Below are 26010 nucleotides of genomic sequence, written 5' to 3'. Positions count from 1 at the left end.
TAGCGAACCACCCCCCCCCCTGTGTTCCTCTCTGCCCATGCCCTCGATCCGCCCTGGATCGGGCGCCCCCCCCCCCCCCCCCGGACCGGACCGGCCGGGCATGTCAGGGGTGCCCGGCAGGCCGGCCGTCGGTGGGGCGCCGGCGCGCACCGCGCCGCCGGCCGCCGTCGTACGGGTCGTGTCGTGGGGAGGCATGGCGGGCTATTCGCCCTTCGTGAGGGCGGCTTCGCCGTTGCGCTGGAGGTCGGCGAGGATCTTCTTCGGGTCGGTGCTGCCCAGCGTCGCGAGGTCGGAGTTGAACTGGGTGAGGACCTTGTCGAAGCCGGCCACGGTCACCGGGCCCTGGGCATAGGAGTTGGCGTCGACCCAGGCCTTGGCGGAAGGATTCTTCTTCGCGTACTCGGCGAGGGCGCTGGTGCGGGAGGGCATCACCCCGAACGCGTCGGCGTTCTTGACCTGCTGGGCACTGGTGGTGAGGTGTTCGACCAGGTCCACGGCCGCCTTCTGGTGGGCGCTGTCCTTGGCCACGCCCCAGCACTGGCTGAAGGCGAGCGTGCCCTTGCCGGCCGGCCCGGCGGGGAGCGGGACGGCCGCGTACTTCACGTTCGGGTAGTCGGCCTGCATGCCGCCGGTGAGCCAGTTGCCCTCGACGGTCATGGCGGCCTTGCCCTTGCCGAGGGCCTCGCCGCCCCAGTTGGTGTCGACCTGGGTCGCGTACTTCATGGCGCCGGACTTCAGCAACGACCGTACGTAGGTGAGCGCCTGGACGTTCTGGCTGCTGTCGGCCGTCATCTTCGACTGGTCACCGTTGGTGATCCAGCCGCCGGCCTCCTTCATGAAGACACCGACGCGCGCGTACTCGCCGTTGACGACCAGCCCGGTGACCTTGCCTTTCGTCAACTTCTGTGCCACCGACCTGAGTTGGGCCCAGGTGGTCGGGTAGTCGGCGGCGGTCAGGCCGGCCTTCTTCCACAGGTCCGTGTTGATCGCCAGGGCGAGGGTGGAGGTGTCCTTGGGCAGGCAGACCAGCTTGCCGTCGTAGGTGAACGAGCTGCGCAGCTGCGCGGAGAAGTCGCCCTTGTCCTTGGCCTGGTCGCCGTAGGCGTAGAGGGAGCCCGCCTTGGCGTAGTTGGCGAACTGGTCGGAGTTGACGTAGAAGGCGTCCGGCGGCTTGTGGCCGGCGAAGGACTGCGCGAGCTGCTGGTTGATGTCCTTGGCCACGTCCACCGTCACCGTGTTGCCGGACTGCTTGGCCCAGGCGGTCGCCGCCTGCTTCACCGCCTTGGTCTCGGCGTCGCCCGAGGAGGCGATCAGGACGGTCAAGTGCTGCTTGGTACTGGAGTCCTGAGCCGTCTTCTGGTCGCCGCCGAAGTTCGACGAGCAGCCGGTGACGGTCAGGAGCGCCGTGGCCGTGACGAGGGCGGCGGCGGCCGTGCGGTGGACCATGGGAATCCTCCGGGGGGTGCGGGGTGCGATACGTGCGGCTCCATCCGGGCGGCGCGGCAGGCGTGCCCGGCATGGGGAGGAGAGGGGTGGGGTGAATCGGTGAGGCGGCGGGCGGGGGGCCTTCGCCGTCGGGCGCTTGACCGGGCGGCGCCCGGCGGCGCTTACCGGCCGGCGCCCGGCGCCGCCGCGGCCGTGCTGTCGCGCACGACCAACGACGGCTCCAGCAGCAGCCGTTCGGGCTGGGCGTCGGGGGAGGCGATACGGGCCAGCAGCAGCCGTACGCACTCGCGGCCGACGTCCTCAAGCGGTTGGGCGAGGGAGGTCAGCGTGGGGGAGAGGAGCTCGGCAGCGGGGGAGTCGTCGAAGCCCACCACGGCGACGTCGCGGCCCGGGACGGCGCCGCACTCGCGCAGCATCTGGTAGCAGCCGAGGGCCAGCATGTCGCTGGCGGCGATGACGGCGGTCGCGCCGCCGTCCAGCAGCGGCTTCACGGCGGTGCGGGCCGCGTCCGTGTCGTTGACGCTCTGCCCGCGCCGGCCCCGCGTGGACAGGCCGTGCCGGCGCATGGCGCGCTGCCAGCCCTCGGCGCGGTCGTCACCGGCGCCGGAGATGCCGCGCTCCCAGCCGAGGAAGGCGATCTTGCGGTGGCCCTGGGCGACCAGGTGCTCGACGGCGGCGTCCGTGCCCGAGGCGCCGTCGACGTCGACCCAGTCGCCGATCTGCCGTCCCGACCACATCCGGCCGAAGCCCACGAACGGCACGCCCCGCTTGGCCAGCCACGCCTGGCGCGGGTCGCCCCGCTCGGTGCCGCTCAGCACGAAGCCGTCGACCTCGTGCTGGCCGAGCAGTTCCTCGTAGCCGTCCAGCGCGGGGCCGCCGGACGGGGAGGCGAACAGCAGGATGCGGTAGCCGGCCGCGTCGGCCGCCTGGGAGAGGGCGTGCAGGAAGCGGTCCAGGACCGGGCTGCTGGAGGGGCCGGGCTGGATGCCGTAGCCGATCAGTCTGCTGGAGCGGGTGCGCAGCGTCTGGGCGGCACGGCTGGGGCGGTAGCCCATCTCGTCGATCGCCCGGCGCACCCGCTCGAGGGTCTCGGGCCGCAGCATCTCCGGCGAGTTGATCGCGTTGGACACGGTCTGCGCGGAGACCCCGGCCCGGCGGGCGACCTGGGTGAGGGTCACCGGGCCGCCCTTGCCGGCGGCGGAGGTGTTGCTGGAGCGGGGCATGCGGCTCTCCGGCTGGTCGAGCGAACGAGAGGGGAGTTCTGTCGGCAGTTTTAGCGTTCCAAAAGCATTGCGAGCTCTCTGACGAGTCACTTACTGTCTTTGGAACGTTCGAATGCTGAGAGGTTCTACTCCTTTGGACTCCACTGTCAAGCCCCAGGACACCGACGCCTCGGTGGCACGGCCGGCCTCCGCGACCGACGGCCTGCAGCCGTTCCTGCACGACGCGGTCGTCACGCTGCATGCGCCGAGTCTCGTGATCTCGTCTGCGGACGGGCAGTTCGCAGGGGGTGTGGACGGCTTCTACCACGGCGACCGCCGGGCCCTGTCCGAACTCACCGTCGCCGCCGAAGGCATCGCGCTCGCGCCCGTGCAGGGCGGGCTGCGTGGAGCGGACCGGGCGGACTTCAGGGCCGTCCTGCGTGGTCTCGGCGAGACGACGCCGGACCCGGCCGTCACCCTGCACCGGCTCCGCAGCACCGCGGGCGGGCGGATGACGGACGTCGTCGAGGTCACCAACTCCGGCGTCCGGCACGTCGGTCTGCGGCTGACGGTGACCGCGAACACGGACCTCGCCGCCATGGAGCAGGTGAAGTCCGGGCGGCCCCCGCGGGTGCTGTCCCCGCAGGCCGCCGACGCCGACTCCATCGGCTTCTCCTGGAGCGCGGGCGACTTCGGCGCCCAACTGACCAGCGACCCCGCCCCGGACATGGTCCAACTGCCGGAAGGCCGGCTCTCCTACGACATCGATCTGCCGCCCGGCACCTCGTGGAGCGTCACGCTCGACTGCGTCGCCGCCTACGCCGACGGCGATCAGTTCCCCGCCCCGCCGCCCCGCCAACTCCCCTGGCTGACGCCGACGTTGAAGAGCGCGGACCGGGGCCTCGACCGGTGGCTGACCCAGTCCCTGGCCGACCTGGACCGCCTGCGCCTGTCCGACCCCCGCTCCTCCGATCCGGGCCGCCCGGACCAGTTCCTGGCCGCGGGCGCCCCCTGGTTCCTGACCCTCTTCGGCCGCGACTCGCTCTGGGCCGCCCGGATGCTGCTGCCGCTCGGGACCGGCCTCGCGGCCGGCACCCTGCGCACCCTCGCCCGCCGCCAGGGCGCCGTGACCGACCCGGCCACGGAGGAGCAGCCGGGCAAGATCCTGCACGAAGTACGCCGGGACACCCTGCAGTTGGCGAACCGGCTCGCCCTCCCGCCGGTGTACTACGGCACCGTCGACGCGACCCCCCTGTGGATCACCCTCCTGCACGACGCCTGGCGCTGGGGTCTGGCACCCCAGGAAGTCGAGGCCCTGCTGCCGCACGCCGAGGCCGCGCTCGCCTGGATGCGCACCCAGGCCGGCGCGAGCGGCGACGGCTTCCTCAAGTACATCGACCGCAGCGGCCACGGCCTGTCCAACCAGGGCTGGAAGGACTCCAACGACTCCATCCGCTTCCACGACGGCCGCCTCGCCGCCGCCCCGATCGCGCTGTGCGAGGTGCAGGCGTACGCCTACGAGGCGGCACGCGGCGGGGCCGCCCTGCTGCGGGCGTTCGGCCGGCCCGGGGCCGACGCGTGGGAGGAGTGGGCCGAGCGGCTGGCCGACCGCTTCCGCAAGCACTTCTGGGTGGAGGACGCCCACGGCCCCTACCCCGCCGTCGCCCTGGACGGCGACGGCCGGCCGGCGGACGCGGTGACCTCCGGCTTCGGCCACCTTCTCGGCACGGGACTGCTCACCGCCGAGGAGAGCGCCCTGCTCGCGGCCCGGCTGAGCCGCCCCGACCTCGACGCGGGCCACGGTCTGCGCACGCTGAGCAGCGACGCGGTCGGCTTCAACCCCTTCGGCTACCACACCGGTTCCATCTGGCCGCACGACACCGCCATCGCCGTGCACGGCCTGGTGCGGGCCGGCTTCCCCGACGCCGCCGCGTCTTTGGCGCAGGGGCTGCTGACCGCGTCGGCCGCCTTCGACTCCCGTCTGCCCGAACTGTTCGCCGGGCACGGCGCCGAGGCCGCCTCCCGCCCCGCCCCCTACCCGGCGTCCTGCCGTCCGCAGGCATGGGCGGCGGCCGCCTCGGTCTCCGTGCTCCAGGCCGCCCTCGGGCTCGACGCGGACGTCCCCGCCGGGACGGTCACCGTGGCACCCGCCTTCACCACGGCCTACGCACCGCTGAGCGTGAGCGGACTCCACGTCGGCCCGGGCGCGCTGGACATCACGGTCGCGGCGGACGGGACGGTGGACGTGACCGCGCCGGAGGGGCTCACCGTGGTCACACGGTGACAACGGCGGGCCGTCCCGCGGCACTTCACGCATCGCAGGACGGCCCACAGTTGCTCCGACGAGGGTTTACGGCACCTGTACGGCCTCGGGCCGCGCCTCCTTCGCGGCCGTACGGGCCTGGCGGGTGAGGGGGCCGAAGACGGCCAGCACCACGGCGCCGACGAGCCAGGTTCCCGCGATGAAGAAGAAGACGCTGCGGTAACCGCTGCTCTGGTAGAGCGACGCGACGATCAGAGGACCCGCGGCGTTCGACAGGCGGCCCAGTCCGTAGGAGACGCCCGTGCCCAGCGACCGGCCGCGGGTGTCGAAGAGTTCGGGCGAGTAGGCGTAGGCGAGAGCCGTGTAGCCGCGCTCGAACATGTTGACCAGGAAGCCGAACACGATGATCAGGACCGGGTTGAAGGTGAGGCCGTAGAGCAGGCCGCACAGGGCGATGACGATGCCGAACGCGGCCAGGCACCACTTGCGTTCGAACCGGTCGGTGACCAGGGACGCCAGATACGAGCCCAGCGGCGCGCCGACCGTGGTGAGCGCCACGTAGAAGACGGACTTCTCGACGCTGAAGCCCTCCTTGGCCAGCAGGGTGGGCGCCCAGCTGGAGTAGCCGAAGAAGCCGATGGTCTGCGTCACCCACAGCACCGTGAGCAGCAGGGTCGGGAACAGGTACCTCTTCTGCAGCAGCAGCTTCAACGGGGCCCGGGTCTGCGGCGCTTCGTCCACCGGAGGCGCCGGCTCGGGCAGCGGGCCCTTCTCCGCGGCCACGCTCGCCTCGATCTCGCGCAGGATCTCGTCGGCCTTGGCGTGCTCGCCGCGGCTCTCGTACCAGCGCGGGGACTCCTTGAGCCGGCGGGTGAACAGGACGAGCAGGATGCCCAGGGCGCCCCAGAGGTAGATCAGCCGCCACGACCAGTCGTTGAGCGGCACGACCGCGCTCGCCACGAGGTTGGTGGCCGGAGTGCCGCAGATGCCGACGACGATGGCGTACGCCTGGTACTTGCCGCGGACGGCGGCCGGGTACAGCTCGTTGACGTAGATGACCGCGACGACGGTCATGGCGGCGAGGCCCGCCGAGGTCAGCACGCGGAACACGCCGAGCGACACGATGTCCCAGGAGAACACCGACGCGAAGGAGAAGACGCCGAACCACAACGTGGTGAGCAGCAGGGCGCGTTTGCGGCCCCACCGGTCGGCCAGGGCGCTCGCCACGATCGACCCGATGAACATGCCGACGAAGGACAGCGAGGTGACGTAGGCGACCTGGTCGATCGTCACCCCCCACACCTTGATCAGCTTGGGGGCGGTGGTGGCGAACGTGTTGATGTCGGCGAACTCGAAGAAGTACGCGAAGGACACGGCCAGCAGAGTGACCTTGTGGAACCGGCCGATCGGCAGCCGGTTCAGCCTGTTCAGGGCGTTGGAGTGCACCACGGGGATCAGACCTTCTCGTTCGGCCAGTACAGGCGCATCGGGTTGTCCACGAGCAGCCGCCGTTGCTCTTCGGCGGTGACCGCGATCTGCGGAATCCGGTCGACCAGGAGCCCGTCGTCGGGCATGTGGTCGGTGAGGTTGGGGTGGGGCCAGTCGGTGCCCCACAGCACGCGGTCGGGGAACTCCTCGACGGCGCGGCGGGCGAAGGGGACGACGTCGGCGTACGGATGGCGCTCACCGTTCAGCGCGGCCGGGCCGGTCACGCTCAGGCGCTCGGGGCAGGTCACCTTCACCCAGACGTCGTTCGCCGCGACGAAGCGCAGGAAGCGGGAGAACTCCGGTCCGTCCGCGGGCCGGGTCACGTCCGGCCGGCCCATGTGGTCGATCACCAGGGGAGTGGGCAGCGAGGCGAAGAAGTCCTCCAGGTCGGGCAGGTCGGCGCTCTCGAAGTACAGGACGATGTGCCAGCCGAGCGGGGCGATCTTCTTCGCGATCAGGCTCAGGTCGTCCTCGGGCGAGGAATCGACCAGCCGCCGTACGAAGTTGAAGCGCACGCCCCGTACGCCCGCCGCGTCCAGGGCGCGCAGTTCGCGCTCGCCGATGTCCGGGCGGACGGTCGCGATGCCGCGGGCCCGCCCGCCGGACGCCTGCAGGGCGTCGACCATCGCGGTGTTGTCCGCGCCGTGGCAGGTGGCCTGCACGATGACGTTCCGGGCGATGCCCAAGTGGTCGCGCAGCGCGAAGAGTTGGTCCTTGCTCGCGTCGCAGGGCGTGTACTTGCGCTCCGGCGCGAAGGGGAAGACGGCCTGCGGGCCGAAGATGTGGCAGTGGGTGTCGACCGTCCCGGCCGGCAGCGCGAAGGTCGGCTTGGACGGGTTCGGATGCCAGTCCAACCAGCCGGGTGTGACAGGGGAGTTGGGGACAGCGGTGGGCACGGGTTCTCCTGACGGGGTGGGTGGATCAGCGGCTCTGGTGCTCGAGGGTCGGCGGCCCTGAGAGGCGTGGGGTCGGCGCCTCCGAGGGGCGCGGGTCAGCGGCTCCGGCGCTCGTGGTTCAGTGGCCCGGGCGCACACGGCTCAGCGGCTCCGGCGGTCGTGGATCAGCGGCCCTGACGCCTGAGCAGGGCGTCCAGGCGCGGGTACACGGCGCGGGCGTTGTGTTCCTGGATCGCGGCCAGGTCCTCCGTGCTCAGGCCGGCCTTCTCGACGTAGCGGCGGGTGTCGTCGAAGTGGTGGCCGGTGCACGGGTCGATGTCGCGGACGGCGCCGATCATCTCCGAGGCGAAGAGGATGTTGCGGGTGGGGACGACGCCGAGGAGCAGGTCGATGCCCGGCTGGTGGTAGACGCAGGTGTCGAAGAAGACGTTGCCGAGGACGTGTTCCTCCAGCTCCGGCTTGCCGAGCGCCATCGCGAGCCCCCGGAAGCGGCCCCAGTGGTACGGCACAGCCCCGCCGCCGTGCGGGATGATCAGCCGCAGCGTCGGGAAGTCCGTGAACAGATCGCCCTGCACGAGCTGCATGAACGCCGTGGTGTCGGCGTTGAGATAGTGAGCGCCGGTGGTGTGGAACGCCGCGTTGACGCTCGTGCTGACGTGCACCATGGCCGGGACGTCGTACTCGACCAGCTTCTCGTAGACCGGGTACCAGGACCGGTCGGTGAGCGGCGGGGCGGTCCACCGGCCCCCGGAGGGGTCCGGGTTCAGGTTGACCGCGACCGCACCCAACTCCTCGACACAACGGGCGAGTTCGGGCAGGCAGGTGGCGGGGTCGACGCCGGGCGACTGGGGCAGCATCGCGGCCGGGACGAAGCGCTCCGGGTACAGCCGGCTGACGCGGTGGCAGAGTTCGTTGCAGATCGACGCCCACTCGGCGGACGTCTCGAAACCGCCGATGTGGTGTGCCATGAAGGAGGCGCGCGGCGAGAAGACCGTCAGGTCGATGCCGCGCTCGTCCATCATCCGCAGCTGGTTCGCCTCGATCGTCTCGCGCAGCTCGTCATCGCCGATGCGCAGATCCGCGGGGACGGGGGCGGCGGCCGGATCGGCGAGCCCGGCGATCTGCCGCTCCCGCCAGGCGGCCAGGGCCGGCGGCGCGGTCGTGTAGTGGCCGTGGCAGTCGATGATCATTGCTGCACCCATTCGCGGTCGTACGTCGTCGCTGACCGGTGCAGCCTGGCTCCGCGCCACGGGCGCCGGGAGCCGCCCTGGCACGGAACTAACCTCCGCTTAACATTGGCGACCCCCTCCTGACCTCGTGGTCTACATTCGGCAGCGGGGACCACGGGCGAAAGGAGGTGGGCACATGCAGCTGCTGCTGGCCGAGGACGACGACGGGGTCGCGGCGGCCCTCGTGGAGGTCCTCTACGACCACGGACACGACACCCGGCGCCTCAGCCGCGGCAAGGACGTCATGACCTACCACCGCAGCGCCGACCTGCTCCTCCTCGACCTGGGCCTGCCCGACATCGACGGCCTGGAGGTGCTGCGCACGCTCCGCGCGGTGAGCGACCTGCCGGTCGTGATCCTCACGGCGCGCGGCGACGAGCGCTCGGTGGTGCGCGGGCTGCGGCTCGGCGCCGACGACTACCTGGTCAAGCCGGTACGGCTGACCGAGCTGCTCGCCCGTATCGACGCCGTCACCCGGCGTACACGGGCGAAGGACCCCGCTGCCGGTGCGCGGGTCGTCCGGGCCGGTGGCGTGGAGATCGACCTGGACGCCCGGCGGGTCCGGGTGGACCGGGCGGAGGTCGAGCTGACCGCCAAGGAGTTCGACGTCCTCGCGGTGCTGGCCCGGCGCGCGGGCACGGCCGTCAGCCGCGAGCAGCTCCTGGACGAGGTGTGGGGCGACGCCCGCCACGCCACCTCCCGCTCCCTCGACGTCCACCTCACCCAGCTGCGCGCCAAGCTGGGCCGCCCCGAGCTGCTCACCACGATCCGCGGCTTCGGCTACCGCTTCGGGGACTGAGCCGTGCGGACCCGGGTACAAGCCGTCCTGCTGCTGTTCGGCATCCTCGCGACGGCGGCCTTCGCCATCCCGCTGCTGCTGTTCACCGCCTCGGACCGCACCCAGCAGCTGGTCCTCGCCCGTAGCTCCGACCTCGACCGCTTCGCCTCCCTCATGGACCAGGCGGCCAGGACCGGCGACACCTCCCAGGTCGTCGCGGAGGCGCGCCGCTACACGCAGCTCTACGGCGAACCGCTCGTCGTGACCGACCTGCGGCGCAGCCCCGTCGTGCAGACCGGCGGCATGCGGGCCGACCAGCCCGCCGTGGCCCGGCTGATCGACGCGGCCCTGCGCAATCAGAGCGCCCGCCCCGCGGGGGCGCTGCGCCCCTGGTCGCGGGGGCACCGGATGTTCGCCGAGCCCGCCGGCACCGGCACCCAGGTCACCGGGGCCGTCGTCCTGCGCGCCTCGGTGACGACGGCCTCGGCGGACGTCACCAGACGCTGGGCCGCCGTTCTCGCCGGCACGGCGCTGGTCGCGCTGGCCTGCACCGCCCTCGCCCGCGCCGCGACCCGCTGGGTGGTCAGCCCGCTGCGCCGCCTGGACCGGGCCGTCGGACGGCTGGCCGCGGGTCTGCCGCCCGACCAGACCCCTGCCTCCGGCCCGCCCGAACTGCGTCAGCTGGCCACCGGGTTCAACCGCATGGCGCGCACCGTCATGGCGGCGCTGGAGCAGCAGGGCCGGCTCGTCGCCGACACCTCCCACCAGATGCGCAACCCGATGGCCGCGCTACGGCTGCGGGTGGACGCGCTGCACACCCATCTGCCCGCCTCCGCCGAGCGCACCTACACCGGGGTCACCACCGAACTCGACCGGCTGGAGACCCTGCTGGACGACATGCTCGCCCTCGCCACCGCGGAGCACCGTGCCGGTGAGCTGACGGTGACCGACGACGTGGATGCGCGCTGCGACGCCGCCGAGGTCGCCCTGACCCAGCACCGGCTCTGGCAGCCGGTCGCCGAGCGCGCCGGCATCCGCCTCACCACCGAGGCCGACGCCCCCGTCCCGGCGGTCTGCACGGAGCGTGAACTCGCCCAGATCACGGACATCCTGCTGGACAACGCGATCAAGTACGCCGGAGAGGGCGCCGAGATCACCCTCTCCTGCACCGCCGACGGCCCCTGGGCGGTCCTCACGGTGACGGACAACGGCCCGGGCCTCGCACCCGAGGAGCTGACCCAGGCCACGGAACGCTTCTGGCGCTCGTCCCGCCAGAGCGGAACCACGGGCACGGGCCTGGGCCTGGCGATCGCCCAGCAACTCCTGACCGGCCGAGGAGGCCGCCTGGAACTCCGCCGGGCACGACCGCGGGGCTTGCGTGCGAGAGCGTACGTGCCGCGGGGCGTGGGGGACGGGGGTGCGCGATGAGCGGGCGCGGGGTCAGCCGCCGTTCCGCTCCGCGGGTGGACGGGGGTGCGCGATGGGCGGGCGCGGGGTCAGCCGCTGTTCCGGTCCGCGGGTCGACGGGGGGCGATGACCGGCGTCGGGTTCATCCGCCGTTCCGCCCTGCGGGGCGGCGAGGGGTGCGCGATGACCGGCCAGACCGCCGATCGCGGTACCAGGGTGCGGGTCGATGGCGGTGCGCCAGGGGCAGCCGCCGTTCCGCCCCGCGGGTGGACGGGGGTGCGCGATGAGCGGTCGTGCGGTCAGCCGCCGTACCGCCATGCGGGCCGCCGTCGGGGTGGCCGCCTCGGCGGCGCTCGGGGGTGCCCTCGACGGTGATGTCTCGCGGCAGAGCATCGGGCCCAGCGGCGTGCTTCGCCTGGCGACCGGGGAGCCCACGGCGTTCTACGCCGCCTTCGGGCGCCTCCTCGCCACCGAGATCGAAGCGGCGTACCCGGGCCTGAGCTGCCGTATCCGCACCACCGCGGGCAGCGTCACCAACCTGGAGCTGCTGCGCGACGGCCACGTCGACCTCGCGCTCGTCCTCACCGACACCGCACGCCAGGCCCAGGGCACCACCCTCTTCCCGCATCCGGTGCCGCTGCGCGCGCTCGGCCGGCTGTACGAGACCTACCTGCAGTTCGCCGTCCGCGCGGACTCCACCGTGTACTCGGTCTCCGGCCTGGCCGGGCACACCGTCTCCCTGGGCGCCGTAGGCTCCGGGGCGGCCGAGCTCGGCGAACGGCTGCTGCGCGCCGCGGGTCTGACGCCCGGGACCGACGTCCCGGTACGCCACCTGCGGCTGGCCGCCGCGGCCGACGCCGTCCGGGCGGGAACCATCGAGGGCCTGCTCGTGGCCGGCGGCGTCCCCCTGCCCACCCTCACCGAACTCGACGACGATCCGGGTCTACGGTTCCTGCCGCTCACCGATCTGCTGCCGCGACGCGGGGGTGGAACCGGGGGCACCGAAGGACTGGCCGCCTCGGGCCTGGAAGAGGTGACCTTCCCGGAGACCGCGTACCGCACGGCCGCCGGCGTCGCCACCGTCGGAGTCTCCAACCTGCTGGTGTGCCGCCCCGACCTGGACACCGGCGTGGCCGAGGCGATCACGCGCCTGCTGGTCCAGCGCGCCGGCGAACTCGTGCCCGGCAGCGCGGTCGGAGCCCAGTTCCTCGACGTCCGCAGCCTGATCGGCACGGGGAGCATCGCGCTGCATCCCGGAGCGATCGCGGCGTACCGGGAGCTGCACGGCTGAGCTTCGCATGCCGTCACCGCAGAGACCGCCCCTCGGTCCGGCGGCAACGATCATCGCCATGAGTTCGTGCGGAGCTGGGAAATTCGCGCGGAGCTAGGAAAGAAGACTGGCCACCCCGTCGATCAGCAGATCCCGGTCCGACCGGGCCGCCACCACCTCGAACCCCGCCTCGGCGAGCTGCCGGGCGCGTGCGGGGCTGCCCGCGTACACGCCCGGGACGACGTCGTTCGCGCGGCACGCGGAGACGATCGACCGGAGTTCCCCCTTGCCGCCCGCGATGAGATCGTCGAGTGCGACGCCGAGGGACAGGGCGAGGTCGTAGGGGCCGACGAAGACCATGTCGACTCCGGGCGTCGCGGCGATCTCCTCGACGTTGTCGAGGCCGAGGCGGGTCTCGACCATGACGCCGCAGACCACTTGGCGGTTGGCCTCCTCGACGCCGACCTCCGCGCGGCCCCAGTACGGGGCGAACGGTCCCCAACTGCGGCTGCCGATCGGGGGATAGCGCACGGCGGCCGCCGCCCGCGCGGCGGACTCGGCACTCTCGATCATCGGGATGATGACCCCGCGCGCGCCGGCGTCCAGCGCGCGGCCGATCTCGCCCGCGTCGAGCGAGCGCACCCGTACCAGCACGTCGACCCCTGTGACGGCATGCAGCGTGTCGCGCATCGACCGGTCGTCGTAGAAGCCGTGTTGGGCGTCGAGCCCGATCCAGCCGGGGCGGCCGTGGCTGACGGCCTCCGCGGCGGCGGCGCCCAGGAGCGACCACACCCCGGTGGCCGAGGTCGGAGTCCACGTCGTCGTTCGGGTCACGCTGGTGTCTCCTCGTGTGCCGGTTGTACGTCCGGGAAGTGGTGCGCGCCGCTCAACTCGGCTCCGGGGAAGCGGAGATGACGTCGACGGCGAGGCGTCGGTGTGCGGCGAAGAGCGCCAGGGCCGTGTCGGTGTCGCGGGCGTGCAACGCGCCGACGAGTTCGCGGTGCTCGCGCGGGATGCGGTCGAGGTAGCCCTCGGTGCTGCGTCCGATGCGGGTCAGCAGGAACAGGTGCACCTGGCAGCGGATGCCGTCCCAGGCGTCGGCGAGGCGCCGGTGGCCCGCTGCGGCGAACACCGCGTCGTGGAAGGCGATGTCGCAGCGCACCATCTCGTGCGCGTCGCCGGCCCGTTCCATCAGGTGGGCCGTCTTCGCGATGGAGGCGAGGTCCTCGTCCGAGGCGCGCGCGATCGCCTCGCGGACGGCCAGGTCCTCCAACGCGCCGCGCAGGCTGTCCAGTTCGGCCACGTCGTCGGCGGACAGCGAGGTCACCGTCGTGCCGCGGTGCCAGGCGCAGTGGACCAGCCCCTCGCGCTCCAGCAGGCGAAGGGCTTCGCGGACCGGGCCGCGGCTGACGTCCATGTCGCCGGACAGCTCCACCTCGCGCAACTGCGCGCCCGGCTCGTACGTGCCGTCGAAGATGGCCTCGCGAATACGGTCGGCGACCTCGTCGGCCAGGCCCCGGCGCCGGGCGGGAGTCACCCGTCCCCGCTCGCTCATCGCCTTCACCTCCTCAATGTCGGAATGTTAACATTCGGTTCGCCTCCAATGTCAACATGGCGACAATGGCGGCACAGGACCGAGCAGGAAGGCATCCCATGACCGTTCTCGACTCCCCGATCCCTCGCTTCCATCTCGCCATGCCCGTCGACGACTTGGCCGCCGCCCGCCGGTTCTACGGCGAGGTGCTGGGCCTGGAGGAGGGGCGCAGCGCGGACAGGTGGGTGGACTGGAACCTGCACGGCCACCAGTTCGTCACCCATCTCGCCCCGGGACGCGGACAGCGCGTCCACAACCCGGTCGACGGCCACGACGTCCCGGTGCCGCACTTCGGACTGATCCTGACCGTCCCCGAATTCCACAAACTCGCCGACCGGTTGCGCGCGGCGGGCACCGAGTTCGTCATCGAGCCCTACGTCCGCTTCGAGGGCCAGAAGGGCGAGCAGTGGACGATGTTCCTCCACGATCCGGCCGGCAACGCCCTGGAGTTCAAGGCCTTCGCCGACGACTCGCAGGTCTTCGCCGCCTGACCGGCGGTCGTGCGGCCCGCCCGCCCGTGGCTCGGACGAACGGACCGCACCTTTCTGGAACAACCGGCTCAGTACAGGCCACCCGACGCCCCGCGGGGAGGCGTGCGCCGGGTGCCGGCCGAGGTCAGGCGCAGCCCGCCGGAGTGGCCCGGGAGGCGTCGGAGATCAGCGCCTGCTGGGCCGCCTTGAGCCGCTTGACGTCCGGCTTGACCACCTTGCGGTCGTAGGTCATCAGGCCGTTGAGCTCGCCCTCGACGTCCGATATCTGGGTGTAGACCGCGCCGTTGCCGCCCTTGCAGGCCAGCGCGTGCACCTCGGCGAGCTTGGCCAGGTAGTCGTCCGTGTAGGTCGAGGGATCGACGTCCACGTACGACTGCTGCACCGACCAGGCGTGCCCGGGCACCGCGAGCCCCAGGCCGCCGTACTCACCGCTGACCAGAGCGCGTTTGCCGTCCGGGTTCGGTGGCAGGGCGGGGCTGGGATAGCCGTGCTCGTCGATGATGTCGCCGGTGCCGCCGTCGGCCCCGAGGTTGATCCCGGACATGGAGTTCACCAGCCGGGTCGGGTCCCAGGACTTGGCCTGGTCGGCGATGCGGGCCATGTCGTACTGGCCCCAGCCTTCGTTGAAGGTGACCCACATGACGACCGACGGGCTGCTGATGTGCTCGTCGATCATCTGCTTCATCTCACGCTCGTACTCGGCGCGGGCCGCGGTGGACGGGTTCACGCCGGCCGTCATCGCCGGCATGTCCTGCCACACCATCAGACCCAGCTTGTCCGCCCAGTAGAACCAGCGGTCGGGCTCGACCTTGATGTGCTTGCGCACCGAGTTGAAGCCCATGTTCTTGTGCATCTTCAGGTCGTGGGCGAGGGCCTCGTCGGTCGGGGCCGTGTACAGGCCGTCCGGCCAGAAGCCCTGGTCGAGCGTGGCCATCATGAAGATCGGCTTGCCGTTCAGGACGGTGCGTGGAACGCCGTCGATCTTCTCGACCTTGATGGAGCGCATACCGAAGTAGCTGCCGACGTGGTCGGCCCCGACGGTGACCTTGAGGTCGTAGAGGAAGGGGTCGTCGGGCGACCACAGGTGCGGCTTGCGCAGGTGCAGGGTCAGGGGTGCGCCGCTGCGGCCGGTGACCGTGGCCACCTTGCGCTTGCCTTCGTAGGCCGTCGCCGTGACCGGCAACCCGGCGCGCACGCCCTGCGGTTCGACGGTGAGCGTGCCGGCGGCCACGTCCGGGGTGAGCTTGAGCTGGTCGACATGGTCGGCGGCGACCGGCTCCATCCACACCGTCTGCCAGATGCCGGAGGTCGGCGTGTACCAGATGCCGCTGGGGTCCAGACGCTGCTTGCCGATCGGCGGGTTCTCGCCGTTCGCCGCGTCAGTCGGGTCGTAGACGCCGACGATCAGCTCCTGGGTACGTCCGGGCTTCAGCGCGTCGGTGATGTCGGCGCTGAACTTGTCGTAGCCGCCCTTGTGTTCGGCGACCTTGGTGCCGTTGACGTACACCTCGGACTGCCAGTCCACCGCGCCGAAGTTCAGCTGGAGCCGCTTGCCGGAGCCGACCTTCCAGCCGGGCGGCACGGTGAAGGTGCGCCGGTACCACATGCGGTCCTCGTGCCGTTCGATCCCCGACAGCTGGGACTCGACCGGGTAGGGGACGAGGATCTTCTCGCCGAGGTTCCTGCCCACCGGCGGCTGCTCTCCCGCCTTGGCGGCGGCGAACTGCCAGGAGCCGTTGAGGTTCTGCCAGGACGCACGGGTCAACTGCGGCCGCGGGTACTCGGGATGGGCGTTGCGCGGGGAGACCTGGTCGGCCCACTTGGTGCGCAGCTCGTAGGTGGACTTGTTGGCTCCGCTGCTCCAGAAGGTGCTGACAACGTTGCCGTCCGTGCCGGTCAGGCCGCCCTTGCCGTCGTAGCGGACGTCGGCGAGGCCCGGCGCGGTGCCGGTCTTGTTGCCGACGACGGGTTCCTTCAGCGCGACGAGCAGGGTCCGGGGGTTGGCCGGATCCGGCTTCGCGTCGCCCAGGGGCCAGGTGGCGCCGCCGATCACGGCGTCGAAGTGGCTGCTCAGACCGGCCGGCGGCGCGCCGAGCGGCTGTGCGAAGTCGAGCTTGAGGGTGCGGCCGCTCGCCAGGACGGTGGTGGAGATGGCGCCGTCGTAGGCCCATCCGTCGGGCAGCCGGAAGGCCGACTGCGGTACGGCGGTCTTGGTGCCGCCGGGCGGGGTCCAGCGCAGGTGGAGGTTGGAGCCTCCGTAGTGCTCGAAGTACTCGACCTTGATGTCGTAGGCCTTGCCGGCGGTCAAGTCGACCGGTGTGCCGGTCTGTTCACGGTCCCAGTCGTCGACCCAGTGGTCGATCACCATCTTCCCGTCGACCCACAGCCGGAAGCCGTTGTCGCCGATGATCGAGAAGGTGGTGGGCCCGGTCTTCTCCGGGACGATCTTGCCGGTCCAGCGGACGCTCACGTCGTCCGACTGCCCGGTGGCGAAGTTGAGGCGCGGCTCCAGGGTGTCGAAGTCGAGGTTCGGATCGAAACCGGTGGCTTTGAGCTGGTCGAAATCGAAGGCGCCGGGGGCGGACTGGGTGTAGTACTCGCCCTTCAGGCCGTGGACCTCCACGGGGTCGTCGGCCGCGGTCGCGGCGGGGGCCGCGGCGAGGCCCGCGGCCCCCAGTGCCGCGGCGAGCAGCAGGGCGAGGCGTTGACGGATGGGTCTGTGGACGGGGCTGATGCGCACGAATCCTCCTTGGCTGAGGAAGGGTGGCGGCTCGTTGCTTCAGTCTGTACAACGTTGGAAGGAACGGCAGTTGGCATGAGAGCACGGCTCCCGGCCGCTGTCCAGGGGGCATGACGAAGCCTCGTGGACGAGGCACCCATCGACGCTGAGGAGATCCCTTGCGGGTCAGCCTGAAGGACGTGGCGGAACGCGCGGGCGTTTCGATCAAGACCGTGTCCAACGTTGTGAACAACTATCCGCACGTCACACCGGGGATGCGGTCCCGTGTGCAGGCGGCGATCGACGAGCTCGGCTACCGGCCGAACCTGACCGCGCGCCATCTGCGCAAGGGCCGTACGGGGATCATCGCGCTGGCCGTTCCCGAACTCGGCAACCCCTACTTCGCCGAGCTGGCCGGCGCCGTGATCGACGCGGCGGCCGAGCACGAGTTCACCGTTCTGCTCGACCACACCCGCGGCGAGCGCGAGCAGGAGATTCTGGTCAGCCAGGGCTTCCGCGGCCGGGTGATCGACGGGCTGATCCTCAGCCCGCTGGCCCTGGAGGCCGAGGATCTGCAGGGCCGCTCCGACGACGTGCCGCTGGTGCTGCTCGGCGAGCGCGAGTACGACCTGCCCTTCGACCACATCGCGATCGACAACGTGGCCGCGGCGCGCTGCGCGGTGCGCCATCTGCTCGGCCGCGGCCGGACCCGGATCGCCTACCTCGGTGTGCGCACCGACTCCGTGAACCGGCCCGCCCACCTGCGACTGGACGGCTGGCGCGCGGAGTTGGCGGAGGCCGGGGTGCCCGCGCCGGACAGCCTGGTGGTGCCGGTGGGCGGCTGGGACCGGGACGACGGGGCGCGCGCGATGGCCGAGTTGCTCGACGCCGGGGTGCGCCCGGACGCCGTCTTCGCCTTCAACGACCTGATCGCGATCGGGGCGATGCGGGTGCTGCACGAGCGGGGTCTGCGGGTGCCCTGGGACGTGGCGGTGGTGGGGTTCGACGACATCGCGGAGGGGAGGTTCGGCGCCGTCACGCTGACGACGGTCTCGCCGGACAAGCAGGCGATCGCGAAGATGGCCGTCGGCTCGCTTCTGCGCAGCCTGTCGGGCCGCGAGGAGCCTGGTGGGCGCGAACTCACGGCTGATTTCGAGCTAGTTGAGCGGGAGAGCACTCTCGGCCGACGGTGACGAGATTTCGGACGGAAGGCTTTACACGCCCCTTCCAACGATGTAAAAACCTCCCCGAACGACGTGCACGCCGAGTTGACCGCAAGAGCCAGCCTCCCCGAGAGCGCTCTCACCTCCCGGGGCCCGCGCCGTTTGGGGACACCCATGAAGCCCACCGCACTTGTCCGTCGCACCTCCGCACGAACCCTCCTCGCCGCCGGCCTCGTGACGAGCCTCGCGCTCGCGACCGGATGCACCAAGTCCGAGGACGACTCGGGCAAGAAGACCTCCGCCTCGAAGCAGGACGACGCCGGCCAGGTGGTCGCCTCGCCCAGCACCGGGTCGGGGCCGACCTGCACCATCGACGCCTACGGCGGCCAGAAGCTCGACCTCAAGGGCGCCACCGTCGGCTTCTCCCAGTCCGAGAAGGAGGCCAACCCCTTCCGGATCGCGGAGACCGCCTCCATCAAGGCAGAGGCCCAGAAGCGGGGGGTGAAGCTGCTCACCGCCAACGCCCAGTCGCAGTTCTCCAAGCAGATCAGCGACGTGCAGGACCTCATCGCCAAGGGTGCGAACCTGCTGGTCATCGCGCCGCTCAACTCCGACGGCTGGGAACCGGTGCTGCGCACCGCGGCCGCCAAGCACATCCCGATCGTGACCATCGACCGCAAGATCAACGCCACCGCCTGCAAGGACTACGTGAGCTTCATCGGCTCCGACTTCGTGGAACAGGGCAAGCGGGCCGCCGACTCCATGATCGAGGCGACCGGCGGCAAGGGCGAGATCGCGATTCTGCTCGGCGCGGCCGGCAACAACGTCACCACCGAGCGCACCAAGGGCTTCGAGGACCGCATCAAGGAGAAGGCCCCCGGTCTGAAGATCGTGTTCAGGCAGACCGGCGAATTCGCCCGCGAGAAGGGCCAGTCGGTCACCGAGAACCTCATCCAGTCCAAGCCCGGCATCACCGGCATCTACGCCGAGAACGACGAGATGGGCCTCGGCGCCGTCAACGCCCTCAAGGGTGCGGGCAAGAAGCCCGGCGACGTCAAGATCGTGACCATCGACGGCACCCGCAACGCCGTACAGGGCATCGTCGACGGCTGGATCTACGGCGTGATCGAGTCCAACCCGCGCTTCGGGCCGCTCGCCTTCCAGACCCTCGACACCTTCACCAAGGGCGACAAGGTGGGCCAGGACATCGTTATCAAGGACAGCTCCTACGCCAAGAGCAACGCCCAGTCGGACCTCGCCAAGGCCTACTGACGTGCTCTCGGTCACCCACCTGTCCAAGACCTTCCCCGGCGTGCGCGCGCTGTCCGACGTGGACTTCACCGCGCGCGCCGGGGAGGTGCACGCACTCGTCGGCGAGAACGGCGCGGGCAAGTCGACGCTCATCAAGCTGCTCACCGGCGTCTACCGGCCCGACGCCGGCGAGGTGACGTACGACGGCGAACCGGTCCGCTTCACCACCCCCCTGCAGGCCCAGCAGGCGGGCATCTCGACCATCTACCAGGAGGTCAACCTCGTCCCGCTGATGAGCGTGGCCCGCAACCTGTTCCTGGGCCGCGAACCCCTCGGCCGGTTCGGCCTGATCGACTTCCGGCGCATGCACCGCGAGGCCGACGAGGCCCTGCGCGGACTCGGCATCCGGGTCGACGTGCGCCGGCCACTGCGCGAACTCGGCGTCGGCGCCCAGCAGATGGTCGCCCTCGCCCGCGCCGTCGCCGTCGACGCCCGCGTCGTCATCATGGACGAGCCGACCTCCTCCCTCGAACCCCGGGAGGTCCAGACCCTGTTCGGGGTCATCCGCATGTTGCGCGAGCGCGGCGTCGCGGTCATGTACGTCAGCCACCGCATGGACGAGCTCTACGAGATCTGCGACACGGTCACCGTCCTGCGCGACGGCCGCCTGGTGCACACCGGACCGCTCGCCGGCCTCGACCGGCTCAAGCTGGTGGCGATGATGCTCGGCCGCGAGATCGGCGAGGTGCGCGCGGAGGGCATGACCAAGTTCTCCGGCTCGCACGACACCGCCGCCGAACCGGTGCTGCGGGCCCAGGAGCTGACGGTCGGTCACCGGCTGCGGGACGTGTCCCTGTCGATTCGTCCTGGTGAAGTCGTGGGCCTGGGAGGGCTGCTGGGCTCCGGTCGCAGCGAGACCGCGAAGGCCATCGCCGGGGCGCTGCCCACGGACACCGGCCGCGTGGTCGTCGCCGGCGTCCCGGTCCGCGCGGGCTCGACCGCCGCCGCCATCCGCGCCGGCATCAGCCTGCTGCCCGAGGACCGCAAGGCCGAGGGCATCGTGCCCGGACTGTCGGTGCGCGAGAACATCGCGCTCGCCGCGCTGCCCGGACTGTCCCGCTTCGGCCTCGTCGACGACTCCCGCATCGACAAGATCGTGGAGACGTTCATGAAACGGCTGCGGATCAAGGCCGCCGGCCCGCACCAGAAGGTCGGCGAACTCTCCGGCGGCAACCAGCAGAAGGTGCTGCTGGCCCGCTGGCTCGCCCTGCACCCCAAGGTGCTGCTGCTGGACGAGCCCACCCGCGGCATCGACGTCGGCGCCAAGGCGGAGGTGCAGGCACTCATCGACGAACTCGCCGACGACGGCCTCGCCGTGCTGCTGATCTCCTCCGACACCGAGGAACTGATCGAGGGCAGCGACCGCGTGGTGGTCCTCAAGGACGGCGCCGTCGTCCGCGAGCTGACCGGCGACGCCGTCACCGAGGACGCGCTCATGCGCGCCATCGCGGCCGTACCCGCTGGAGGCAAGGATGGCTGAACTCACCGTCGCCCGCGGCACGTTGGACCGCGACCGGCTGCTGCGCCTGCTCCAGGACTACGGCGTCTACGCCGGCGTCCTGGTGCTGCTGCTGTTCAACTTCGCCTTCACCCCGCACTTCGTCTCCGCGGCCAACTTCCGCACCCAGGCCGTCCAGGTGGCCCCGGTGCTCATCGTCGCCCTCGGCATGGCCCTGGCGATCGGCACCGAGGGCGTCGACCTGTCGGTGGGCTCGGTGATGGCCCTGTCCACCTCCCTCCTCTCGCTCTACCTCGGCTACGGCGCCTGGATCGCCGCCCTGGTCGCGGTGATCGGCGGCATCGTCGTCGGCGTCGCCAACGGCGCGCTCATCGCCTTCGTCGGCGTCCAGCCCATCGTCGCCACCCTCGCCCTGATGGTCGCCGGACGCGGACTGGCCCTCGTCCTGCTGCCCCAGCTGAAGGACGTACGCGACCCCGGCCTCGCCTCACTCGGCTCCGGCGACGTCCTCGGCGTGCCCTACCTGGTCCTCATCGCCGCGGCCCTCGCCCTGCTGGTCGCGTTCGTGGTGCGCCGCACCACCTTCGGGCGTCAGGTGCTGGCCATCGGCGACAGCCGCCCGGCCGCCCGCCTCGCCGGCCTCCCGGTCCGCCGGGTCCTGGTCGTCGTCTACGTCTGCTCCGGCGCCCTCGCCGCGATCGCCGGCGTCCTCGCCACCGCCCGCCTCACCGCGAGCGACCCCACCTCCCTCGGCACCCTGATGGAGCTGTCCGCGATCACCGCCGTGGTCGTCGGCGGCACCCCGCTCAGCGGCGGACGGGTGCGCATCGGCGGCACCGTCGCGGGCGCCGTCCTCATCCAGCTGCTGACCACCACGCTCATCAAGCACGATCTGCCGCCGTCGTGGACCCAGATCGCCCAGGCCGTGGTGATCGTCCTCGCCGTCTACGCGGCCCGGGAACGAGGCAGGAGATGACCACGCACACCGAAGAGGCCGGCATGCCGGCGGACACCGTGGGCGCCGAGGACGACGATCCCGCGCGCCCGAACCGCTCCGAGCGGCTGAGCGCGCTCGCCCAGCAGCACGGCGCCCTGGTCACCCTCGTGATCGCCATGGCCGTGGCGTCGCTGAGCTTCGACACCTTCCTGACCGGCGACAACCTCGAGAACATGGCGCTGTCCTCGGCGTTCCTCGCGGTGGTCGCCCTCGGCATGACCTTCGTGATCATCACCGGCGGCATCGATCTGTCGGTCGGCTCCCTGTTCGCCCTCGGCGGTGTGCTCGCCGCGTGGGGCTCGCAGTACGGCACCGTCGTGGCGCTGCTGCTGCCGCTGGCCGTGTGCGGACTGATCGGCCTGGTCAACGGGCTGCTCATCGCACGCGTCCGGCTGGCGCCGTTCATCGTCACGCTGGCGGCGATGCTGGGCGCCCGGGGCATTCTGCTGGCCATCACCGACGAGGGCTCGACGACGTATCTCGTCGACAAGGACTCCTTCTTCGCCACCCTCGGGCAGGGCTCCCTGCTCGGCATCGGCGTGCCCGTGTGGATCACTGTGGCGCTGTTCGTGCTCGGCGCCGTCGTGCTGCGTCGCACGAGGTTCGGGCAGTACGTGTACGCCGTCGGCGGCAACGAGGACGCGGGAGCCCTGATGGGCGCCCCCGTGGCCCGTACGAAGATCTCCGTCTACACCCTGTCGGGCCTGTGCGCCGGACTCGCCGGCGCGCTCAACGCGGCCTGGCTGGAGTCCGGCGTGACCATCCTCGGCTCCGGTATGGAGCTGGAGGCGATCTCGGCCGTCGTCATCGGCGGCACCCTGCTCAGCGGCGGCTTCGGCTTCATCAGCGGCTCGCTGGTGGGTGTGATGCTGCTGAAGGTCATCCAGAACGTGATCAACCAGATCGGCTCGCTCGACTCCGCGTACCAGCAGGTCGTCAGCGGTGCCTTTCTGGCCGTGGTGGTCGTCGCCCAGACATGGCTGGGCCGGAGACGGAGAGTGCTGTGAGACCCTTCTCGTCCAGATCCCGCCGTACGGCGGCTGTTGTCGCGTCCGGTGCGGTGATGGGGCTGTGCCTGGCCGGCCCCGGTGCCGCGGCCGCGGACACCGCGCACCACAAGCCCCGCACCGCGACGGTGACGGTGCAGGACGCCCGCTTCGAGGTCCTGTCCCCGACGCTGATCCGGACCGAGTACGCCGGCGACGGCCACTTCGAGGACCGGCCCACCTTCAACGCGATCGGCCGGGACGCCTTCACCCCGCCGCCCTACACCTCGTCCGTCGACGACGGCGTCCTGACCATCACCACCAGCGCCATGACCCTGCGCTACCGCGTCGGCTCAGGACCCTTCGACGCCGGCAACCTGACCACGTCGTTCAAGGCGGGCGCGGCACCGGTGCTCGCGGCGCCCTGGCAGCACGACGTGTGCGCCGTCGGCGCCCTGTGCGAGGCGGAGGACCAGCAGTACGACGGCCCCGGCCTCGCCTCCGACCACAGCGGGTTCACGGGCAAGGGCTTCCTCGCCGGCTTCGAGGCCGACAACAACTCTCTGTCGGCGGACGTCACGTCACCGGCGGCCGGCACCTACGACCTCGCCGTCCGCTATGCCAATGCCGTCGGCAGCGACGGCCACCACGAGGCCCGCACGCTCAGCCTCGGCGTGGACGGCGGCGCCGACAGGACGTTCACGCTGCCCGCGACGGCGGACTGGAACACCTGGGGCGTCGCCCGCCTGCCGCTGACGCTCGGCGCCGGCCCGCACACCGTGCGGCTGCACCGCACCGCAGCCGACTCCGGAAGCGTCAACATCGACAGCCTCGCCCTGCTGACCACGGGAGCCACCTACCCCTCCCGGACGCAGAGCACGGTCGACGGCTGCCGCTTCGGCACCAGTTGCGAGGCCGAGGACGCCCTCCTGGCAGGCTCCGCGACCGTCGCCACCGACCACAAGAACCACGCCGGCTACGGGTTCACCGCCGAGCTCAACCAGGGCTCCGGCATCTCGGACCGCATCACGGGCGTACCCGCGGACGGCACGTACGTGCTGAACCTGCGCTACGCCAACGGGACGGGCAGCGACGGCCTGCACCAGTCCCGCACGATGGAGGTCGCCACCGGCACCGGCGCCTCGCGCAGCCTCACCCTCCCGGCTACCGACAACTGGGACACCTGGCAATCGGCCGCCGTGCCCATCGAGTTGAAGGCCGGCACGAACGAAGTCGCCCTGACCTGCCCGGAGTCCACCAGCTGCCACGTCAACGTGGACACCCTCGCGCTGAGCCGGCAGGGCGAGACGGCCCCCGCACCCCACCTGGCCCTGGGCGGCTACCGGCGCAGCCTGGACGGCCTCAACGGCGACAACGACCCCACCCCCTGGACCACACCCGGGCTCCTGAACCGCGACGGCTGGTACCTGCTCGACGACACCCCGTCCGCGATCTACGACACCGCCACGAAGAAGGCGACGGCGCGCCCCGCCCACGCCGGCCGCCCCTACCAGGACGGATACCTCTTCGGCTTCGGACACGACTACCAGCAGGGCCTGTCGGACCTCGCGACCCTGACCGGGCCGTCACAACTGCTGCCCCGCTGGGCCTACGGCGTCTGGTACTCGGAGTACATCGACCGCACCGCGAGCGACTACGAGAACACCATCCTGCCCGCGTTCCGCGCCGCGGACGTACCCCTGGACGTGCTGGTCACGGACACCGACTTCAAGTCGCCCAACACCTGGAGCGGCTGGAACTTCGACCCGGCCAAGTTCCCCGACCCCAAGGGCTTCTTCGACTGGTCCACGAGCCAGGGACTGCACAACACCCTGAACGTGCACCCGAGCATCCTCGGCTCCGACCCGCAGTTCGCGAAGGCCCAGAGCACCGCCAAGGGCAAGCTGCGCAAGGGCGGTTGCGCGGGCAGCGCGGGCTCGGACTGCTACACCTTCGACTTCGGCGACCCGGACCAGCTCAAGGCCTACCTCGACCTGCACCGGCCGATGGACCGGGCGGGCAACGACTTCTGGTGGCTGGACTGGTGCTGCGACGCCTCCCGCTCCTCGCAGCCGGGCGTCACCCCGGACGCGTGGATCAACCAGAAGTACGCCGACCTCACCTCCGAGACCAGCGACCGCGGCTTCGTCCTGTCCCGCGCCTACGGCTCCCTCCAGGCCGGCGGCTACAGCGGCGGCGTCGGCCTGCCCACCGGCCCCTGGGCCGACAAGCGCAGCACCCTCCACTTCTCCGGCGACACGACGTCGAACTGGGGCACCCTGCACGCCGAGATCGGCTACACACCGGGGGAGTCCGCGGCCACCGGCCTGTCCAACGTCAGCCATGACATCGGCGGCCACAACGACGGATACGGCATCCCGGGCGCGGAGACGTACACCTCCGGCGGCCAGACCCACCGCACCACCAAGCTGCCCGACGACCTGTACGCCCGCTGGGTGCAGTTCGGCACCTTCCAGCCCATCGACCGCCTGCACAGCAACCACAGCGACCGCCTGCCGTGGCAGTACGGCGCCGACGCGCAGAAGTCCGCCGAGAAGTTCCTGCGCCTGCGCGAGTCGCTCGTGCCGTACACCTACACCCTGGCGCAGCAGGCCAGCACCACCGGAACCCCGATCGTGCGCCCGCTGTACCTGCAGTACCCGGAGGAGGAGACCGCCTACACCAAGGCCGACAGCGAGTACCTCTACGGCCCCGACATGCTGGTCGCCCCGGTCACCAAGCCCGGTACCAGCGCCACCACCTCGGTGTGGTTCCCGCCGGGCCGATGGACGGACTACTTCACCGGCCGCACCTACGACGCCCCTGCGGGCGGAGCCACGTACGACATCACCACCACCCTCGACACCATGCCGGTGTTCGTCCGAGCGGGCGGCATCGTCACGACCCGGTCGGGCGACGTGCCGAACGACGCGCAGAGCCCGCTGAGCAAGGCCGGCGTGACGGTGGCACCGGGAGCGTCCGGCGCCTGCACCCTCTACGAGGACGACGGCACGAGCACGTCCGGGCGCAACGCCACCACGCGCCTCCGCTACACCGAACACAAGAACGCGCACCAGCTGACCATCGCACCCACGAAGGGCACCTTCCGGGGGCAGACGAGCCACCGCACATGGACGGTCTCGTTCCTCGGAGTGGAACACGCGCCGAGGCAAGTCACCACGGACGGCGCGAAGTTGACCGCATCGGCGTGGCACTGGGACGCCGACGCCCACGTCCTGCGGATCACCATGCCCTCGCACAGCATCCGCAGCGCGGTGAGCATCGCGTACGAGTGACAGGCTGGGGGAGTG

19 protein-coding genes are annotated in these 26010 nt (G+C 71.3%); 11 read left to right on the top strand and 8 right to left on the bottom strand.

Annotated features, from left to right (window positions below):
• Positions 1-201 precede the first annotated feature (201 nt).
• Positions 202-1446: an extracellular solute-binding protein gene (locus tag ACFU97_RS14630; RefSeq protein WP_384255547.1), complete on the bottom strand. Its 1245-nt coding sequence runs from the start codon at positions 1444-1446 to the stop codon at positions 202-204.
• 161 nt (positions 1447-1607) lie between these two features.
• Entirely contained in the window at positions 1608-2669 is a 1062-nt protein-coding gene (locus ACFU97_RS14625; protein ID WP_384255545.1) for a LacI family DNA-binding transcriptional regulator, read from the bottom strand.
• A 133-nt stretch (positions 2670-2802) separates the two neighbouring features.
• Between ACFU97_RS14625 and ACFU97_RS14620 the strand changes: the two genes are divergently transcribed.
• Positions 2803-4932: a glycogen debranching N-terminal domain-containing protein gene (locus ACFU97_RS14620; protein WP_384255542.1), complete on the top strand. Its 2130-nt coding sequence runs from the start codon at positions 2803-2805 to the stop codon at positions 4930-4932.
• A gap of 66 nt (positions 4933-4998) precedes the next feature.
• Here ACFU97_RS14620 and ACFU97_RS14615 read toward each other — a convergent pair whose 3' ends face one another.
• The 3 genes from ACFU97_RS14615 to ACFU97_RS14605 form a co-directional block, all read right to left on the bottom strand.
• The gene (locus tag ACFU97_RS14615) at positions 4999-6360 is read right to left on the bottom strand and encodes an MFS transporter (protein ID WP_384255540.1); all 1362 of its coding nucleotides are present in this window, start codon (positions 6358-6360) and stop codon (positions 4999-5001) included.
• Positions 6361-6365: 5 nt separating this feature from the next.
• A complete protein-coding gene (locus tag ACFU97_RS14610; RefSeq protein WP_384255537.1) occupies positions 6366-7295 on the bottom strand; it encodes an amidohydrolase family protein in 930 nt (309 codons plus the stop codon).
• A gap of 164 nt (positions 7296-7459) precedes the next feature.
• Positions 7460-8485, bottom strand: a complete 1026-nt coding sequence (locus tag ACFU97_RS14605; protein WP_384255535.1) for an amidohydrolase family protein — start codon at positions 8483-8485, stop codon at positions 7460-7462.
• A 175-nt stretch (positions 8486-8660) separates the two neighbouring features.
• On the opposite strand from ACFU97_RS14605, the gene ACFU97_RS14600 reads away from it, so the two are divergent.
• The 3 genes from ACFU97_RS14600 to ACFU97_RS14590 all read left to right on the top strand — a co-directional run bounded on the left by ACFU97_RS14600 (position 8661) and on the right by ACFU97_RS14590 (position 12000).
• Entirely contained in the window at positions 8661-9323 is a 663-nt protein-coding gene (locus ACFU97_RS14600; RefSeq protein ID WP_384255532.1) for a response regulator transcription factor, read from the top strand.
• 3 nt (positions 9324-9326) lie between these two features.
• Positions 9327-10730: an ATP-binding protein gene (locus ACFU97_RS14595; protein WP_384255530.1), complete on the top strand. Its 1404-nt coding sequence runs from the start codon at positions 9327-9329 to the stop codon at positions 10728-10730.
• Positions 10731-10992: 262 nt separating this feature from the next.
• Positions 10993-12000 (top strand): TAXI family TRAP transporter solute-binding subunit, encoded by a 1008-nt coding sequence (locus ACFU97_RS14590; protein WP_384255528.1) that lies wholly within the window; start codon positions 10993-10995, stop codon positions 11998-12000.
• 93 nt (positions 12001-12093) lie between these two features.
• Here ACFU97_RS14590 and ACFU97_RS14585 read toward each other — a convergent pair whose 3' ends face one another.
• Both ACFU97_RS14585 and ACFU97_RS14580 read right to left on the bottom strand, forming a co-directional pair.
• Positions 12094-12813 (bottom strand): HpcH/HpaI aldolase/citrate lyase family protein, encoded by a 720-nt coding sequence (locus tag ACFU97_RS14585; RefSeq protein WP_384255525.1) that lies wholly within the window; start codon positions 12811-12813, stop codon positions 12094-12096.
• 52 nt (positions 12814-12865) lie between these two features.
• Entirely contained in the window at positions 12866-13534 is a 669-nt protein-coding gene (locus tag ACFU97_RS14580; protein WP_384255523.1) for a GntR family transcriptional regulator, read from the bottom strand.
• Between the two features lie 98 nt (positions 13535-13632).
• Between ACFU97_RS14580 and ACFU97_RS14575 the strand changes: the two genes are divergently transcribed.
• Positions 13633-14064 (top strand): VOC family protein, encoded by a 432-nt coding sequence (locus ACFU97_RS14575; RefSeq protein ID WP_384255520.1) that lies wholly within the window; start codon positions 13633-13635, stop codon positions 14062-14064.
• A 124-nt stretch (positions 14065-14188) separates the two neighbouring features.
• Here the strand turns inward: ACFU97_RS14575 and ACFU97_RS14570 are convergent, their stop codons facing one another.
• Positions 14189-16798, bottom strand: a complete 2610-nt coding sequence (locus ACFU97_RS14570; RefSeq protein WP_384255975.1) for a PA14 domain-containing protein — start codon at positions 16796-16798, stop codon at positions 14189-14191.
• A gap of 164 nt (positions 16799-16962) precedes the next feature.
• Here ACFU97_RS14570 and ACFU97_RS14565 point away from each other — a divergent pair, with 164 nt between their 5' ends.
• The 6 genes from ACFU97_RS14565 to ACFU97_RS14540 all read left to right on the top strand — a co-directional run bounded on the left by ACFU97_RS14565 (position 16963) and on the right by ACFU97_RS14540 (position 25995).
• Positions 16963-17976, top strand: coding sequence for a LacI family DNA-binding transcriptional regulator (locus ACFU97_RS14565; RefSeq protein WP_384255517.1), 1014 nt, complete (start codon positions 16963-16965; stop codon positions 17974-17976).
• A gap of 144 nt (positions 17977-18120) precedes the next feature.
• Complete coding sequence (locus tag ACFU97_RS14560) at positions 18121-19218, top strand: ABC transporter substrate-binding protein (RefSeq protein WP_384255515.1); 1098 nt, start codon at positions 18121-18123, stop codon at positions 19216-19218.
• Between the two features lies 1 nt (position 19219).
• Positions 19220-20737, top strand: a complete 1518-nt coding sequence (locus tag ACFU97_RS14555; protein WP_384255513.1) for a sugar ABC transporter ATP-binding protein — start codon at positions 19220-19222, stop codon at positions 20735-20737.
• A complete protein-coding gene (locus tag ACFU97_RS14550) occupies positions 20730-21692 on the top strand; it encodes an ABC transporter permease (RefSeq protein ID WP_384255510.1) in 963 nt (320 codons plus the stop codon). Before ACFU97_RS14555 ends, ACFU97_RS14550 begins: the two co-directional genes overlap by 8 nt.
• Positions 21689-22720: an ABC transporter permease gene (locus tag ACFU97_RS14545; RefSeq protein ID WP_384255508.1), complete on the top strand. Its 1032-nt coding sequence runs from the start codon at positions 21689-21691 to the stop codon at positions 22718-22720. Before ACFU97_RS14550 ends, ACFU97_RS14545 begins: the two co-directional genes overlap by 4 nt.
• Before the next feature lie 56 nt (positions 22721-22776).
• The gene (locus ACFU97_RS14540; RefSeq protein WP_384255973.1) at positions 22777-25995 is read left to right on the top strand and encodes a TIM-barrel domain-containing protein; all 3219 of its coding nucleotides are present in this window, start codon (positions 22777-22779) and stop codon (positions 25993-25995) included.
• Positions 25996-26010: the final 15 nt, after the last annotated feature.

The organism is Streptomyces sp. NPDC057616 (genome assembly GCF_042800575.1).
Taxonomy (GTDB): Bacteria; Actinomycetota; Actinomycetes; order Streptomycetales; family Streptomycetaceae; genus Streptomyces.
The sequence above is the reverse complement of the archived record's forward strand: the minus strand, read 5'-3'. Positions and strand labels throughout refer to the sequence as shown.